This window comes from Paracoccus xiamenensis, assembly GCF_011308835.1.
In the GTDB taxonomy this organism is placed as follows: Bacteria; Pseudomonadota; Alphaproteobacteria; order Rhodobacterales; family Rhodobacteraceae; genus Paracoccus; species Paracoccus xiamenensis.
On sequence record NZ_JAAOHY010000002.1, the window covers coordinates 331024 to 347332 of the forward strand.

Annotated in this window: 16 protein-coding genes; 14 read left to right on the forward strand and 2 right to left on the reverse strand. The window is 61.4% G+C overall.

Annotated elements, in window-relative coordinates:
* Positions 1 to 103 precede the first annotated feature (103 nt).
* The 5 genes from G7044_RS18155 to G7044_RS08405 are packed head-to-tail and all read left to right on the forward strand — an operon-like array spanning position 104 to position 4672.
* Positions 104 to 229: a hypothetical protein gene (locus G7044_RS18155; RefSeq protein WP_268935368.1), complete on the forward strand. Its 126-nt coding sequence runs from the start codon at positions 104 to 106 to the stop codon at positions 227 to 229.
* Entirely contained in the window at positions 219 to 2297 is a 2079-nt protein-coding gene (locus G7044_RS08390; RefSeq protein ID WP_235931214.1) for a flagellar biosynthesis protein FlhA, read from the forward strand. Before G7044_RS18155 ends, G7044_RS08390 begins: the two co-directional genes overlap by 11 nt.
* The gene (locus G7044_RS08395) at positions 2297 to 3058 is read left to right on the forward strand and encodes a flagellar biosynthetic protein FliR (RefSeq protein WP_166327941.1); all 762 of its coding nucleotides are present in this window, start codon (positions 2297 to 2299) and stop codon (positions 3056 to 3058) included. The genes G7044_RS08390 and G7044_RS08395 overlap by 1 nt, the downstream gene beginning before the upstream one ends.
* 44 nt (positions 3059 to 3102) lie before the next feature.
* Entirely contained in the window at positions 3103 to 4191 is a 1089-nt protein-coding gene (gene flhB / locus G7044_RS08400; protein WP_166327942.1) for a flagellar type III secretion system protein FlhB, read from the forward strand.
* A 52-nt stretch (positions 4192 to 4243) separates the two neighbouring features.
* Positions 4244 to 4672: a hypothetical protein gene (locus G7044_RS08405; protein ID WP_166327943.1), complete on the forward strand. Its 429-nt coding sequence runs from the start codon at positions 4244 to 4246 to the stop codon at positions 4670 to 4672.
* Between the two features lie 174 nt (positions 4673 to 4846).
* Here G7044_RS08405 and G7044_RS08410 read toward each other — a convergent pair whose 3' ends face one another.
* Both G7044_RS08410 and G7044_RS08415 read right to left on the reverse strand, forming a co-directional pair.
* Complete coding sequence (locus G7044_RS08410) at positions 4847 to 5515, reverse strand: flagellar hook capping FlgD N-terminal domain-containing protein (protein WP_166327944.1); 669 nt, start codon at positions 5513 to 5515, stop codon at positions 4847 to 4849.
* 27 nt (positions 5516 to 5542) lie between these two features.
* Positions 5543 to 7435, reverse strand: a complete 1893-nt coding sequence (locus tag G7044_RS08415; RefSeq protein ID WP_166327945.1) for a flagellar hook-length control protein FliK — start codon at positions 7433 to 7435, stop codon at positions 5543 to 5545.
* A gap of 79 nt (positions 7436 to 7514) precedes the next feature.
* Here G7044_RS08415 and G7044_RS08420 point away from each other — a divergent pair, with 79 nt between their 5' ends.
* The 9 genes from G7044_RS08420 to G7044_RS08460 all read left to right on the forward strand — a co-directional run bounded on the left by G7044_RS08420 (position 7515) and on the right by G7044_RS08460 (position 16078).
* The gene (locus tag G7044_RS08420) at positions 7515 to 7745 is read left to right on the forward strand and encodes a hypothetical protein (protein ID WP_166327946.1); all 231 of its coding nucleotides are present in this window, start codon (positions 7515 to 7517) and stop codon (positions 7743 to 7745) included.
* The gene (locus G7044_RS08425) at positions 7738 to 8046 is read left to right on the forward strand and encodes a hypothetical protein (protein ID WP_166327947.1); all 309 of its coding nucleotides are present in this window, start codon (positions 7738 to 7740) and stop codon (positions 8044 to 8046) included. Before G7044_RS08420 ends, G7044_RS08425 begins: the two co-directional genes overlap by 8 nt.
* 155 nt (positions 8047 to 8201) lie before the next feature.
* Positions 8202 to 9068, forward strand: a complete 867-nt coding sequence (locus G7044_RS08430) for a flagellin N-terminal helical domain-containing protein (RefSeq protein WP_166327948.1) — start codon at positions 8202 to 8204, stop codon at positions 9066 to 9068.
* A gap of 60 nt (positions 9069 to 9128) precedes the next feature.
* A complete protein-coding gene (gene flaF, locus G7044_RS08435; RefSeq protein ID WP_166327949.1) occupies positions 9129 to 9494 on the forward strand; it encodes a flagellar biosynthesis regulator FlaF in 366 nt (121 codons plus the stop codon).
* Positions 9491 to 9892: a flagellar biosynthesis repressor FlbT gene (gene flbT, locus G7044_RS08440; protein WP_166327950.1), complete on the forward strand. Its 402-nt coding sequence runs from the start codon at positions 9491 to 9493 to the stop codon at positions 9890 to 9892. The genes flaF and flbT overlap by 4 nt, the downstream gene beginning before the upstream one ends.
* Positions 9889 to 10680, forward strand: coding sequence for a DUF1217 domain-containing protein (locus G7044_RS08445; protein ID WP_166327951.1), 792 nt, complete (start codon positions 9889 to 9891; stop codon positions 10678 to 10680). The genes flbT and G7044_RS08445 overlap by 4 nt, the downstream gene beginning before the upstream one ends.
* A 179-nt stretch (positions 10681 to 10859) precedes the next feature.
* Positions 10860 to 14195: a carbamoyl-phosphate synthase large subunit gene (carB, locus tag G7044_RS08450; RefSeq protein WP_166327952.1), complete on the forward strand. Its 3336-nt coding sequence runs from the start codon at positions 10860 to 10862 to the stop codon at positions 14193 to 14195.
* A gap of 216 nt (positions 14196 to 14411) precedes the next feature.
* Positions 14412 to 14840 (forward strand): hypothetical protein, encoded by a 429-nt coding sequence (locus G7044_RS08455; protein WP_166327953.1) that lies wholly within the window; start codon positions 14412 to 14414, stop codon positions 14838 to 14840.
* A 2-nt stretch (positions 14841 to 14842) separates the two neighbouring features.
* Positions 14843 to 16078: an HlyD family secretion protein gene (locus G7044_RS08460; RefSeq protein ID WP_166327954.1), complete on the forward strand. Its 1236-nt coding sequence runs from the start codon at positions 14843 to 14845 to the stop codon at positions 16076 to 16078.
* Positions 16079 to 16309: the final 231 nt, after the last annotated feature.

Here is a 16309-nt window from a genome sequence, read left to right on the forward strand (position 1 = left end):
GCAGCCGCACCCGGCCTTGACGCGTTGACGGCGGAAATCGACCGGCTGGTTCTGGCCGGCCTTGCTGCTGGATGTCCGCCGCCTTCCCGACGCGGGCGATCGCATGGAGGCGCTGATCTATCTGCGCCGTTCAGGCCTGTTGACGGGCCCGGCCCTGTCGCTGGACGAGATGATCTTCCTGCAACCCGCCCCGCCGCCCCAGCAGGAGGATGGCGTTCATGCAGACTGAGGCGGCAAAGACGGGCGCAGCTCGTGGCACGATGATCACCGCCGGGTTGGTGCTGATCGTCCTGACCATGGTCATTCCCATTCCGGCCACGCTGCTGGATGTCGGTATCGCGATTTCCATCGCGAGTGCCACGATGATCCTTGTAATGGCTTCAACGGTCGAGAAACCCACCGACTTCCAGGCGTTTCCGGTCCTGCTGCTGATCTCGCTGATTATCCGGCTGTCACTGAACGTGTCGTCGACGCGGCTGATCCTGACTGAAGGCCATGCAGGTGAAGGTGCCGCCGGCCACGTCATCAGCGGCTTTTCGCAATTCGTTGCCGGCGGCTCGCTGATGATCGGGCTGACGATCTTTGCCGTGATCTCTGCCGTCAACTTCATGGTCATCACCAAAGGTGCAGGCCGCATGGCCGAGGTTTCGGCGCGATTTGCGTTGGACAGCCTGCCCGGCAAGCAGCTGGCGATTGATGGCGATCTCAATTGCGGCGCGATCGATCACGCCGAGGCAAAGCGACGCCGTGCGAATGACCAACGGGAAATCAGCTTCTTCGGCTCGCTGGACGGCGCCTCGAAATTCGTCAAGGGGGACGCGGTCGCCGGGATCGTGATCACGCTGATCAACCTTCTGGTCGGCATCGCCATGGGTGTCCTTGTCCACGATCTGCCCATCGGCACCGCGCTTCAGAACTACTCGCGCCTGACGATTGGCGATGGGCTGGTCAGCCAGGTCCCGTCGCTGATTACGTCGATGGCGGCTGCGTTGCTGTTGTCGCGCGGTGGCGCAACCGAGGAAACCTCTAACCTGATATTGGGTCAGGCTGCGGCCGACTGGCGCGCGCCAGGCGTTGTATCGGCAACAATGGTGCTGATGGCAGCCGTGCCCGGCATGCCCAGCCTGCTGTTCCTGATGCTGGCCGCCGGTCTGGGTCTTGCAGCATGGCGGATCCGGCTGCGCAAGACCGCCCCCGAACCCGAGCCAGCTTTGGTGCCAGAACCAGAACCTGCAATTTCGCGACGTATCGGGGACGAGCTGGATATGGACGATATCTGCGTCGAAATTGGCGACGATCTGGTGTTGGATGCACTGGATCCGGGGCGTGGTCTGGCGGCCAGGATCGGCAACCTGCGAACGCACATTGCCCGGAACTTCGGGATCATCCTGCCTGAAGTGCGCATCACCGACGACAGCGGCTGCGCCGCAAACGAATACCTCATCCGCGTGCACGGTGTCATCCGTGGCCGCGGCGTGCTGCAATCGGGGCGATTGATGGCCCTGGGGGGCGAGGAGATCCTGGCCGATCTGCCCGGCGCCCTGATTCGAGAGCCCGTGTTCAGCACCCATGCAAAATGGATCGAACCAGATGCACAGGAAAATGCGGCGCTGGCTGGCGCGACCGTCGTTACCCCGATGGAGGTTCTGTCGACGCACCTGATGGAGGTGGTCAAGGCAGGTCTTTCCGAACTGCTGACCCTGACGGCCCTGCAACGCCTTATTGCCGAACTGAAAGAGATGTCGGACCCGTCGCGGGCAAAGGCCTATCAAAGCTATTTCGACAATATGCTGCCCGAAAAGGTCTCGCCCGAGCTGTTGCTGGCGGTCCTGCGCCAGATGCTGGACGAAGGCCTGTCCATCCGGAACCTGCCCCTGATCGTCGATGCAGTCCACGAGTGTCGTGCAGCCGGCAGCCCCGAAGCCGTATTCGAGGCAATCCGCCGTCGCCTGCGTGGACAAATCACGCAACGCATGATCGGCGCGACGGGGAGATTGAATGTCGTGCAGTTGCACCCCGCATGGGAGGCCGAGTTCGTCGCGGCAGAGGATGGCGCGCAGCGGCCCCACGGCGGCGTCCCGGTTGCCGATCTGACCCGCAAACTGGTCGCGCAGGTTCGGACCCAGATCGCCGCGATCGATCCGCGCGACGACCCCGTGATCGCCGCGCCGGACCACCGTCGAAGGCAGCTTCGCGATATCCTTTCGGCGCATGGCCTGCCGGTGCCCGTGCTTGGGCTGGCCGACATCGACCCATCGGCCGAAATCAGCCTGATCGGCACGATTGAGGCCGCCTAATGGATGCGTTGGCCGCGCTGCCGCCAGATTTGGCCCCATTGGCCGCCGCCCTGGTGCTGGCCTATCTGCGGGTACAAGCTGCCGTTCTGGTGTTTCCCGTGCTGTCCGAACGCATGCTTTCCGTGCGGGTCAGAACCAGCCTCGCCATGATGCTCGCGCCTGTCGCGCTGAGTGTTTCGGGGCCAACGGATTGGGTGCAATCCCTTAGCCTGCCCGGCTTGGCTGTCCTGTCGCTCCGAGAGCTTCTGGTTGGTTTTCTGATCGCGTTGCCGGCGCGTATCATCGCCAGCGCGCTGCACGTCGCGACATCTGCCATCGGGGCGACGGCCTCGCTGTCGCAACTGATTGGTACCGGCACCGAGGCCGCGCCGCATCCGATCGGCAACCTCATGCATATGGCCGGGCTCGCCCTGCTGATGGCGATGGGGTTGCCGATCCTGCTGCTGGATCTGATCGCGCAAAGCTATGCGGCCTTTCCCGCCGGGCAGCTGGCGGTCGGCGGCGACCATGTCGCGCATATGGTCGGGCTGGTCTCGCGCTCTTTCGTGCTCGCAATGGCGCTTGCCTCGCCGTTCATATTGGGGGGGCTGTTGTATCAGTTGCTCACGGGCATCGTGAACCGGGTTATGCCGGCGTTGCCGGTCGTTTTCATTGGCGCCCCGGCGATCATCATGCTGGCGCTTGTCGGGCTTGCCCTGCTGGCGCCTGCTGTCCTGTCGGGTTGGGCGCTGGCGGTCCTTGATCATGCGGCGCCAGGTTGAAAACGTGACCTGTCAGATCTCATCCATCTCGTGCGGACGCGGCAATGAGTGAAGCCGAGAGCGACGACAAACAATTCGATGCGACCGAGCAGAAACTGCGGAAGGCGCGCGAAAAGGGGGACTTCCCCCGCTCGACCGAAGTCAACGCGGCACTCGCTTATTTAGGTGCCATGGCCGCGGCGGCTGTCGCGGTCGCATGGGCTGTGCCGGGCTGGCTCGGACGCGCGGCGAAAACATGGGAAGAAATGGGGGCGCCCTCGACCGAGACTGGTGTGGTCGGTGCGGGTGCCGCGGCGCTGGACGCCGCACTGGGCGTTTGGGGATCGGCGGCTCTGTTCGCGTTGGCGCTGATAAGCCTGCCGGCCGCCGTGATCCTGATCGGGATGATCGCGCAGCGTGGCATCGTTTTCGTGCCCAGCAAGCTTGCATTCGATATAAAACGCATCAATCCCATAAAGAACGCCGGTCAGAAATTCGGCAAGAACGGTCTGGCGACTTTCTTGATCTCGATGTCGAAGGCCGCGGCCGTTGGCTTCGGCGGCTGGCAGCTTTTCAAGGTGTTGTTGCCGCGGCTGATCGTCAGCCGCGAAGAAACCGCCTGGATCAGCGGGTTGGAGATCGTGATCAGTTGGTCGCTGGTCTTGGCGCTGGCGATCTCAATCGTGTTTGCCGTGGTCGATCTTGGCTGGAAGCATTTCGATTTTCGGCGGCGCAATCGCATGTCGCTGAAGGAAATGAAGGATGAAATGAAAGACAGCGAGGGTGATCCGCATATGAAGTCGGCGCGGCGGCAGCGCTCGATGGAAATTGCGCTGAGTTCGATGCTGGCCGATGTGGAAAAGGCGGATGTGGTGATCGTCAACCCGACCCACTACGCCGTCGCCCTTCAGTGGAAGCGGGGTAGTGGCCGGGCGCCTGTCTGTGTGGCCAAGGGTGTGGATGCAGTTGCGCTGCGGATCCGCGACCGCGCGCGTGAACATGCGGTCCCGATCTGGCCGGATCCGCCGGCTGCGCGTGCGATCCATGCCGGGGTAAAGCTCGGCGCCGAGATCGAGCCAGAACATTTCGCCGCAGTTGCCGCGGCCATCCGCTTTGCCGAAGCTATGCGACAAAAGATGAAACGCGGATGGTAAAAGTAGGTGATCACCAAGATTTACCGGGCGATGCGCTGCGGTTGCACGGCAGATGCCAGTCCATGCCGATTCCAACAGTCAGATCTGCCAGAACATGGAGGCCGCATTGAGAAAGTCTGCGAAAGAACTGGAGCAGCTGGCGCGGCTGGCACAAATCAGATCGGACGCCGAGCTAAAGCGCTTCGCCGCATTCCGTGCCCATGTCGACGCCGCAACCACGCAAAGGCAGCAGATGCGTCAGAAACTGGCATATATCTACGAGAGTGAGGCGGCATTTTCCATTGCAGAGGCACGGCTGGCCAACCAAGAGGCCGGGCAGCTGGGGCATGGAATATCGCAGCTGGACCGGGACCTGGAACGCTTGCGACCCGGCTTCGATACAGCGCGGCAGCGCGCCATTCTTGAATTTGGCAGGGTCCAGGTGCTGAAGGCGCTTGCAGGTAAACTGCACGATAAAAGCGATCTGGACCGCAATACCTAGTGCGCGTCAACCGAAACGGGGTGTGCGCCTGCACCTTCCCGTTTCAGATTTCTGGCCGGATTCGCCGACCTGAAGCCTCTGGCAGAGCCCGTCATCATGACAGAGCGTCTGTCCGGCCGCGCCTGATGAACGACGTACAAACCGGTCAGATCACCGGCATGGCCACCCGGCATATCAATCGCTTTTGGCTGCCAATGCGTCTATCTGCGACAATGAAGCCGTTGCTCCGCCATCAAGCATGAACGTGATCTTGCCACTGTTGCGCTGAACTTCTTGAACGGTGCTATAGCTTGCAACTTCGTTTGTCGCGATCAGGTCATCGCCCCGATAGCTTTCCAGCGTAAAGCTGTACAGACCGTTCGGGAAAGGCTGGCCGTTCTCATCCACGCCATACCACTCAACAAGCCCGCTGCCCTTGCCAATCTCCTCCGAGCTGACGCGCCTGCCATAGCTGTCCTTGGTGACCAGAACGACACGGTCCGCAGTGGGGTCTGGGGTCACATTCATGATCAGCGGATCTTGCCCCAAATAGACTTGCCCGGTGGTGCGAACCTTGCGGCCGATCCATTCCGAATAGCTCGACAGAGAATCTGCACCCAGCTGCTCGTTCATTCTTTGTAGAAGATCGTTCGTCTGGACCTGCTGTTCGACGCCGGAAAATGTCGCCAGCTGAACAGCGAAGTCGGAACCTTCCATCGGGTTAAGGGGGTCCTGATTGCGGATCTGCGTGGTCAGCATCTTCAGAAACGTTTCGAAGTCACCCCCCGAGAAGCCCGAATTCTCGGCCTGCGGTTTCGGTGTCGCCGTAGAGGTGGGGGCAGATGTCGCCGCGGATACTACCATTGCATTGCGCCTTTCGATTTTCTCATCTTAAAGCCTGAGATCCAGCCGTCCTGCCCCGACCTGGCGCTGAACGGCGTGAATTTGGGGGGGGACATCGGCGAGACTATCTTCGTGCCCCTTCGCGTTGCGGCCGGTCGGCAGAGTCGCCGGCGCCTTGCGATCCCGGCCGGATTCGCCGAAATTGATCGACGCCCCGGAAAGGCCAGCCTGCGTAAGTTCAGCGGCCAGAACGTCGATATTGCGTCGCAGCAGCAGCAGCGTCTCGGCGCGGTCCACCGTCACCGTAATGGACAGTGCGCTTTCATTCTGCGTGATCGTAAAGCGTACGGTTCCGAGTTCTTCAGGGTTCAAGGTCAACTCTGTCTCGCCGGTTCGGGTGCTCGTCGCCTGTATGATCGCCTGGGCGAGTTGAACTGGCGCTGCTGGAGCTGCGGTCGGCTGAGGCACGCCGGCTGACAGTGATACGTTCAGCGTATTGCCGCTGCTGATAAGTCGGTCAGCGAGGTAAAGAGGCTCAGTGATTTCGGCCTGAAGGACAGGCGCTTGACCTAAGGTCTCTATATCCGCTGAGCTCGCCCGGCTCGCGCCATGCGGGTTTCGCCGTTCGTCGGCATGCGAAGATAATTGTGATGCTGACGCAAGGCTGAAGGTGGAGTTGCCCCGCGGGAGATCATCCTTGATCTCGCGGTCGGAAGTTGCTGTCTGCGTTTCGGGGGCTTCAATTGGGTTGCTTGAAAATGCATCTATGGTTGGCACCTCTGCACGCGTTATAGTCTTGCTGCTTGCGTCGGTGCTATGCAGGGCTTGTGAGCCTTTGACAGCCCCGTGCTTCGCCGCTGGAAATATCTCACCATCCATATTTGGAACTGCGTCGTCGGCACTGGGACGCATCGCCGCCAGAGTTGACGATTCGCTTATGGCACCTGTTGGTGTTCGACGGGTCAGCAACTGATGCAGTTCAAGTTCAACAGCGCTCTGATTCGATTGTTCCCGACCGGGCTGGCCCTGAACATTGTTCGACGCTGCCGAAGCAGGTCGGGGCGTCAGTGTGGCCATAGTGGTGTTTGCCGGAAACGCTGCTACCTCTCTCGTCGGAATGCCAGATGGGCCCTCGCGCTGAAGGGGCGAAGAAAGTTGCTCAGCCGAAAGCTGCTTTTGGGGTTTGGGCCCCGAATCGGGCGCGGCGCGCGCTGGTCCGGCGCCCAATGTCGTAAGATCTTCCCGCTTCCCCGATTGGTGGCCGTAATATGCGACGGATGAGCCGCCATCAGATAAATGAATCGCTGGTGGTTGCGCGGGGTGGATCGTCTTCGCCTGGCCGACCGGCGCTTCCACCTCTTCCCGAGGCGCCGCCGTCATCGTCAGATGCTGGTCTGGCGCGCCAAAATCTGCCTGGGTTCTGCCGAAGTCCAATTCGCCGCCGATCTGCTGACCTTCGTCTTCAACTGAAGACTGGTTGCGCGATAGAACCTCCGCAACTTCGCTCGTGCGCTCTCTGGTGTCGAAACGAATTTCGGCAGCATCATTGATAGCCCAGGCCGCCGCGGATGCGTCGTTGCCCCCGCGTTCAGATAACGGCGGGTTGGCCCCTGTATCCTGTTTACGCCAACGAACCTCGGACGCCTCGCTCGTGCGCTCTTTGCCGTCGGAACGAATTTCGGCAGCATCATTGACAGCCCGCGCCGCCGAGAATGCGTCTTCGCCTCCGCGTTCGGACAGTGGCGGGCTGGCCTCTGTATCCTGGCTACGCGAAGGAACCTCCGGCGCGTCGCCCATGCGCTCTTTGGTGCCGAAACGGACCTCGGCTGCATCATTGGCGGCCCAAGTTGCCGAGAATGCGTCTTCGCGTCCGTGTTCAGCCAAAGGCGGGCTGGCGCCAGTGCTTGTGTTTGAATTTATCGAGATGATTCGAATGCTCATGTGCTGTTTTTACCTGGCAGGGGTTACCAAATATTTACCGCCAGCTGCTAATTGGTAAGTGTACGAATAGGAGGAGCCGATGCGTATAGAAAACAATTTGCAATTCTACTCATCAGCCAAGGCGCCCACGGCTCGTCTTGAACAGGCATTTCTTGAAGAGATGATGAAATACGCATTTCCGCAGGTCGGGGCGGCTGGTTTTTCGGGGGGGCTGGGCGAGGATCAGTTCGCGTCTTTCATGAATCGGGAATATGCACAAATGTTGGCGACGCGAATCGAACTGGGCGTCGAGGAGGTCGATCATGGGTAATCCCGGCACATGGCTGGAGAGCGCGGCCGATGCGCTGATTCGCGGCGAGGTGGACGAGGCGACGCGTCACCTTTCCCTGGTAGAGCAGCGGCTGGGAACGATGACGCCGCGTGATCGCGCGGATCTTCAGCCCCGCCTCGACAGATTGGCTTCGCTTGCTCAAGCCACCGCTCTGGGCATCGAGGATGCGCGAAAAATCATTGCCAGCGCCGGCACTTCGGCGCGCAGTGTGACCACCTATGATCGCTGCGGTGATGCGCAAAAGGTCAGCATGACAAAACCGGTTCTGGGTCGATATTGAGTAAAATGCGACGGAACTCTGCGTAGAAATTTTTCGGTGTTAGCAGATAAATAATAATTGGCCGGTAGAAACGGCCTTGTGTTGAAAGCACCGGATATATCCGTGGTCAGAATGGCCTTAAATGCAACGGCAAATGCCATATTGAGGAGGACAACATGTCCAGCATTCTGACGAACAACGGCGCAATGGTTGCGCTGCAGACCCTGAAAGGGATCAATGCCAACCTGGCGAAGACCCAGGACCAGATCTCGACCGGCAAAGACATCAATAATGCCAAGGATGATGCTGCCATCTGGGCCATCTCGAAAGTGATGGAATCGGATGTCAACAGCTTCAAGGCGGTGTCAAAAAGCCTTTCGATGGCGACGGGCGCCATTTCGACTGCGGGCGCCGCAGCTGAAACCGTGCAGGAGCTTCTTGGTGAAATGAAGGCCAAGATTGTGGCTGCCAGGGACGGCAACTTTGATCGTGCGACTCTGCAGACTGATTTCAAAGACCTGAAAGCCCAGATCGAAACTACCGTGAAGGGTTCGCAGTTCAACGGGATCAATCTGGTCAATGGTGACCAGTTCGATGGTGCCTCGACCTTCAAGGCCCTGTCGGCGTTGAACCGGGCGCAGGACGGGACGGTCACGGCTGCTACGATTGATATCGACCTGACCAACACCGACCTGCGAATTACGGGTGGTGGCGTGGCGGCCATGACCAATCTGGACGCGCTTGATCTGACATCCGTAACCGACTGGGACGCCACGCTGGCAACCATCGAGGCCGCGATCGGCGCGTCGGTCGACGCCGCCTCGGCCTTTGGCTCGGCGAACAAGCGCATCGAAATTCAGTCCAGTTTCATCTCGAAGTTGGGCGACTCGATGACGTCGGCTGTCGGTTCGCTGGTCGATGCCGATATGGAAGAAGCCTCTGCCCGCCTGCAGGCGCTGCAGACTCAGCAGCAACTCGGCATCCAGTCGCTGTCGATTGCGAACCAGGCGCCGAAATCGCTGCTGTCGCTGTTCCGCGGTTAATACCAACGGCCGGGGCGGGTTTGACGCCCCGGCCTTCACATGCATTGACAGGGTGATTGGGTGATCGCAACCTCGATGGTCCGCGCTGCCGGATATGGCTCACCTCTCGCGAAATCGCCGCGCGAGGTGGAATACGAACTTTTCGCACGCGTTACGCGCGCGCTGCAGGCCGCCAGCCCAACGGGCTCTGGCCCGATGGGCGCGCAGGCGATTGTCGACAACAGTCATCTGTGGACGGAATTGGCGGCCGATCTGGCCAGTCCGGAGAACGCACTCCCGGACGAGCTGAAAGGGCAATTGCTTTCGTTGGCGATGTTTTCGATCCGTTACGGAAATGGGGTTCTGGCAGGACGGGGCAATGTTTCCGCTCTGGTGGACATCAATCTCAGCATCATGAAGGGCCTTCGTGGCCAGGGGGGAGAATGAGCGGCCTTATCCTGAAACTGGCACCGAATGAGAGGATCCTCATCAACGGGGCGGTCATTGAAAACGGTGACCGCAGGGCGCGGATATCCGTGAAGACGCCGCATGCGAATATTCTGCGACTGCGTGACGCGATTCACCCAGACGATGCGACAACCCCGGTCAGCCGCGTCTGCTATGAGGTGCAACTCATTCTGTCGGGCGACCGTGCGATTGAAGACGGTCGCAAGAACCTGCTTAGCGGGATCGAGCAGCTGACCCAGGTCTTCGAGGATCGCGACAGTCGCCATCTGCTTGGTGACGCCACTGAGGGGATCATCGAAAACAATTTCTATCGCGCGCTTCGTGCCCTGCGCGATCTCCTGCCAAGAGAGGCGCGTCTGCTTGCGGTGCGGGGATGAGCTATCAGGTGTTCACGGGGACGGGTGGCCTGGCCGGATGGGCGCTGCTCGGCAAAACCTCTGTCCGGCAGCGAGAAATGGTTGCCGCTGACGGAGCGGTGACCACCGCGACCAACAATTTTCGGGCCAAGATCGGCTCGGTTACCTCTGCCGACGAACTGCTGTCTGATTATCGCCTGCTGAATGTTGCGCTGCGCGCCTTTGGGCTGGAAGGCGACCTTGGGAACAAGGCCTTCATCCGCAAGGTGCTGGAAAGCGATCTATCGGAGAAAGGCAGCCTGGCAAACCGCCTGTCGAACAAGAATTATCAGCGACTGGCCGAGGCTTTCGGGTTCAGCGCTGCTGGCCAAGCGCAGACTCAGGCGGCCGGCTTTGCCGATAAGATCACCGCGCAGTATATCGACCGAGAGTTCGAGGCGCGCGTAGGTGAGGGGGATCAGAACCTGCGGCTCGCCCTGAATGCGCGCCGCGAACTGGCCAGTATGGCCGAACGGTCTTCTTCCAACGATACCAAGTGGTATGAGGTACTGGGCAGCAAGCCTCTGCGTGCGGTGTTCGAAGGGGCTTTCGGTTTCGGCTCTGCCTATGCCAAGCTGCCAATCGACCGCCAGCTTCAGGAATTTACCGAGGCCGCGAAGAAGATGTTCGGCTCTGATGACATCAACCAGTTTGCCAATCCTGACAAAGTCGAGAAGTTGGTCCGCAATTTCCTGGCGCGAAGTGCAATTCATATCGACACGGCGACAAACCGATATTCAACTGCGCTGACCCTGCTGTCAGGCGGGTAAACGGCGCGACGGGCGGCGGACGTGGCGGGGCGGACGTTATGATGCGGTGACCGGCGCAAAATCATGGCCGCGCCGGCCCCCGATAGCCAAGGAATCCGGCTAGCAGCCCCTTGCTTCCCTGCGAGGCATCACTATAACCCCGGTCGATTTGCCGACAGTTCAGCGCCCGGGGGCCAGCCATGCCGAAGAGAACCGACATCCAGTCCATCCTCATTATCGGTGCCGGGCCTATCGTCATCGGACAGGCCTGCGAGTTCGACTATTCTGGCGCACAGGCCTGCAAGGCGCTGCGCGAAGAAGGCTATCGCGTCATCCTCGTGAACTCGAACCCGGCGACGATCATGACCGACCCGGAAATGGCGGATGCCACCTATATCGAACCGATCACGCCCGAGGTCGTCGAAAAGATCATCGCGGCGGAACGCCCGGATGCCTTGCTGCCGACGATGGGCGGGCAGACCGCGCTGAATACCGCGCTGGCGCTTGCCGATGCGGGGGTGCTGAACAAATACAATGTCGAACTGATCGGCGCGCAGCGCGCCGCCATCGAAATGGCCGAAGATCGCAAGCTTTTCCGCGAAGCGATGGACCGGATCGGCCTGGAAAACCCCAAGGCGACCATCGTATCCGCGCCGAAGGATGCCAAGGGCCGTTACGACATCAATGCCGGCGTTGCGCAGGCCATGTCCGCACTGGAAGAAATCGGCCTTCCGGCGATCATCCGGCCGGCATTCACGTTGGGCGGAACCGGTGGCGGGGTCGCCTATAACCGGGACGACTATGAAGCCATCGTCCGGTCTGGGCTGGACGCCAGCCCCGTGGCGCAGGTGCTGATCGATGAAAGCCTGCTGGGCTGGAAAGAATACGAGATGGAGGTCGTGCGCGACCGCGCCGATAACGCCATCATCGTCTGCGCCATCGAAAACGTCGATCCGATGGGCGTGCATACCGGCGATTCGATCACCGTCGCACCGGCCCTGACCCTGACCGACCGCGAATATCAGCGGATGCGGAACGGCTCGATCGCCGTTCTGCGCGAAATCGGGGTCGAAACCGGCGGCTCGAACGTGCAATGGGCGATCAACCCGGCGGATGGCCGCATGGTGGTGATCGAAATGAACCCGCGCGTGTCGCGCAGCTCGGCGCTGGCATCGAAGGCTACGGGTTTCCCCATCGCCAAGATCGCAGCGAAACTGGCCGTCGGCTATACGCTGGACGAGCTGGACAATGACATCACCAAGGTCACGCCGGCCAGCTTTGAACCCAGCATCGACTATGTCGTCACCAAGATTCCGCGCTTCGCGTTCGAGAAGTTCCCGGGCAGCAAGCCCGAACTGACCACCGCCATGAAGTCCGTGGGCGAGGTCATGGCGATTGGCCGCAGCTTCCACGAATCGCTGCAAAAGGCGCTGACCTCGATGGAAAACGGCCTGACCGGCCTTGATGACATCGCCATTCCGGGGGCCGAAGATGAGGGCAAGCCCGCCATCATCCGCGCCCTTGCCATGCAGACGCCCGACCGCATTCGCGTGGTTGCGCAGGCCATGCGGCACGGGCTGACGGATGAAGAAATTCACGCCGTCACGTCCTTCGATCCCTGGTTCCTCGCCCGCATTCGCGAGATCGTCGAGACTGAAGACCGCGTCCGCGAGAATGGCCTGCCCGAGGCCGAGGGCCTGCGTTCATTGAAGATGATGGGCTTCACAGACGCCCGTCTGGCCAAGCTGACCGGCCGCGACGAAGCCGATATCCGCCGCATGCGCCATAACAACGGCCTGCATCCGGTCTTCAAACGCATCGACACCTGCGCCGCCGAATTCGAAGCGCAGACCCCCTATATGTATTCGACCTATGAAGCCCCGGCGATGGGCGATGTCGAAAACGAAGCGCGCCCCAGCGACCGCAAGAAGGTCGTCATCCTCGGTGGCGGTCCGAACCGGATCGGGCAGGGGATCGAATTCGATTATTGCTGCTGCCACGCTTGTTTCGCGCTGACCGATGCCGGCTATGAAACCATCATGGTCAACTGCAACCCGGAAACCGTCAGCACTGATTACGACACCTCGGACCGGCTGTATTTCGAACCGCTGACGCTGGAACATGTGCTGGAAATCCTGGCGATCGAGCAGGAAAATGGCACGCTTCACGGTGTGATCGTGCAATTCGGCGGCCAGACCCCGTTGAAGCTGGCCGATGCGCTGGAAGCCGAGGGGATCCCGATCCTGGGCACCTCGCCCGATGCGATCGACCTGGCCGAGGACCGCGAACGTTTCCAGAAACTGCTGCACGAGCTGGACCTGAAACAGCCCGTCAACGGCATCGCGCACAGCGACGAAGAAGCGCGCGAGATCGCGGCCCGCGTCGGTTTCCCGCTGGTGATCCGGCCGTCCTATGTGCTGGGCGGACGGGCCATGGAAATCGTGCGCGACATGGACCACCTGAACCGCTACATCACGCATGCCGTTGATGTATCAGGGAAAAACCCCGTGCTTCTGGACAACTACCTGTCCGGCGCGATTGAGGTGGACGTGGATGCCCTGTCGGACGGCAAGACCGTCCATGTCGCCGGCATCATGGAACATATCGAGGAAGCGGGCGTGCATTCGGGCGACTCCGCCTGCTCGCTGCCGCCCCACACGCTGGATGCGGCAACCATCGACGAACTGAAGCGCCAGACCGTCGCCATGGCCCTGAAGCTGGGCGTGGTCGGGCTGATGAACGTGCAATTCGCGATCAAGGACGGCCAGATCTTTGTGCTGGAGGTGAACCCCCGCGCCTCGCGCACCGTCCCCTTCGTCGCCAAGGCCACCGACAGCGCCATCGCCTCGATTGCCGCGCGTCTGATGGCGGGCGAGCCGATGTCGAACTTCCCCGACCGCCCGCCTTACCCCAAAGGCGCCGGCCCCGAAGACCCGCTGCCCTTCGCCGATCCGCTGACGCTGGCAGACCCGATTACTCCGTGGTTCTCGGTGAAAGAGGCCGTTTTGCCCTTCGCCCGCTTCCCCGGCGTCGACACGCTGCTTGGCCCCGAAATGCGTTCGACGGGCGAGGTCATGGGCTGGGACCGCAACTTCCCGCGTGCCTTCCTGAAATCCCAGCTTGGCGCCGGCATCACCCTGCCGCATGAGGGCCGCGTCTTCATCTCGATCAAGGATGCCGACAAGACGCCGGAACTGGCCCAGGCCGCCCGCGACCTGAAAGCCATGGGCTTCGGCATCGTCGCGACCGGCGGCACGGCGGATTTCCTTGCCCAGAACGGCGTTGAATCCGAGCGCGTCAACAAGGTTTATGAGGGCCGCCCGAACATCGTCGACCGCCTGAAGAATGACGAAATCGCCATGGTCCTGAACACGACCGAGGGCGCCCAGGCCATCAACGACAGCCGCGAGATCCGCGCCGTCGCGCTCTATGACAAGATCCCCTATTACACCACCGCCGCCGGCAGCATCGCTGCGGTCGCCGCGATCAAGTCGCGCGGCGAAGGCGAAGTAGGCGTCCGTTCGCTGCAAGCGTGAACCTGCGCGCAAAGGCGCACAGCCATTGCGGCATAATTATCTGGATGTCGCCGCACAGCGCGGCGACATCTGTTTCTTTCTGACTTCACCGGCGGCCCTCCGGCACGAAGCGTAAAAAAGGCGATACAATTCGCTAAGATATTGATAAAAAGCGCGTATGATCGCCGGTGAAAGCCGCAGCAACTGACGCGCTAACGATTCAGAAAGAGAGACATGATGGCCAGTGAAGTTAATCCCATCGCAACTCACTATCTGCCGCCCTTCATCACTGCGCCCGGCCAGACGGATTACTTTCTGGTCGGCATCGGCATCTTCCTTCTCATTCTCATCTTTCTGCTGGGCATCGCCTTCCTGTGGCTGCACAGCCTGCCCGAGCGTATGGCCCATAAAAGCCAGAAGCTTCAGTTCGAAATCGTGGCCGTCCTGTGCCTGCTCGCGCTGTTCACGCATAACAACCTGCTTTGGGGCATCGCGCTGCTGCTGGCGATGATCGACCTGCCCGACATTGCCACACCGCTCGGCCGCATCTCGGACGCGCTGGAACGCATGGTCATGCCTCGGCGAACCGTCGTGACCGACCCGCCGCCTGCGCCGAACCCGCCACAGGCCGCCGATCCTTCCGCTGACAGCAAGACCGGGGAATAATCATGCTCGAAGTTCTCCTCTGCTCGCTGATCACCATCCTGCCCGACTACCTCTACCGCCGCTTTGCGCAGGGCAAACGGCTGGGGCGAGAGATCAACTTCTTCTCGGTCTGGTACGAACTGCGCTACGGCATCACCGCCTGCTTCATCCTGACCATCTCGCTGATCACCGTGGTCTTCTTCTACCACCCCTCATCGACCGCGGTCGCCGTCCAGTTCCGCACCATCCCGATCCTTCCCGACGCCAGCGGCCGGGTCGAGGAGGTCTACGTCACCTTCAGCGATGAGGTGCAGGCCGGCGATCCGCTGTTCCGCCTCGACACCGCGCGTCAGGAAGCCGCCGTTGAAACTCAGCGACGCGTGATCGCCGAAACCGAGGCCGCGATGACCGTCGCCGCCGCCGACGTGGCCGCCGCTGACGGCAATGTCAGCCAGGCCCGCGCCGCCCTGCAGAACGCGCAGGACCAGCTGCAAACCCGCCAGCAACTCGCCGCCTCCGGCTCCAACGCCGTCGCCCAACGCGAAATCGAGACGCTGGAACAGAACGCCGCCGCCGCCCAAGGCGCCGTTGCGGCGGCCGAGGCCGCGCGCACCGCCGCGCAGGAACGCCTGAACACGCTTCTGCCCGCCCAGAAAGCCACGGCAGAGGCCGCCCTTGAACAGGCCCAGATCGAGATCGAGAAATCGACCATCCGCGCCGGCGTTTCGGGCCGCGTCGAACAATTCAGCCTGCGCCCCGGCGATTACGTCAGCCCGATCCTGCGCTCTGCCGGCCTGCTGATCCCGTCCGAGGCCGGCCGCCAATCCGTTCAGGCCGGCTTCGGCCAGATCGCCGCCCCGGTGATCGAGGTCGGCATGATCGGCGAAATCGCCTGCAGCACCACGCCCTGGCGGGTCATCCCCGTCACCGTGGCCGAGAAACAGGACTACATCGCCTCCGGCCAGTTCGCCGGCGGCGAACGTCTGGTCGATGTCGGCGCCGTCGCCCGCGATGGCACCGTCACCGTGTATTTTGAGCCTCTCTACGCAGGCGGCTTCGCAGACATCGTGCCGGGCAGCCAATGCATCGCCAACCTCTATTCCAACCACCACGACGAAATCGAGGACCCGAACACCTCCACCACCAAAGCCATCGCGCTGCACGCCGTCGACGCCCTGGGCCTGGTCCACGCCCTGCTGATGCGCATGCAGGTGGCGATGATGCCGTTCAGGACGCTGGTGTTTTCGGGGGGGCATTGAGGGGGGGGCGGCGCTTCGCAGCAAGCCGACTATGATGGCTGAAGCAAATTCTCGCGCAACCCGCTAGAAGCTGGTCTCTCGGTTGAGGAAAGGCGGGATCACCATAGTCCTAGGGTCAGGATGCATTGATTTCTGTTGCGCTTCGTGATTCACGCCTCCGAAAACGGAGCGGTGACATGAGCGATCTCTTCTGGCTGACCGACGCGCAGATGGCGCGCCTGGCTCCCTTCT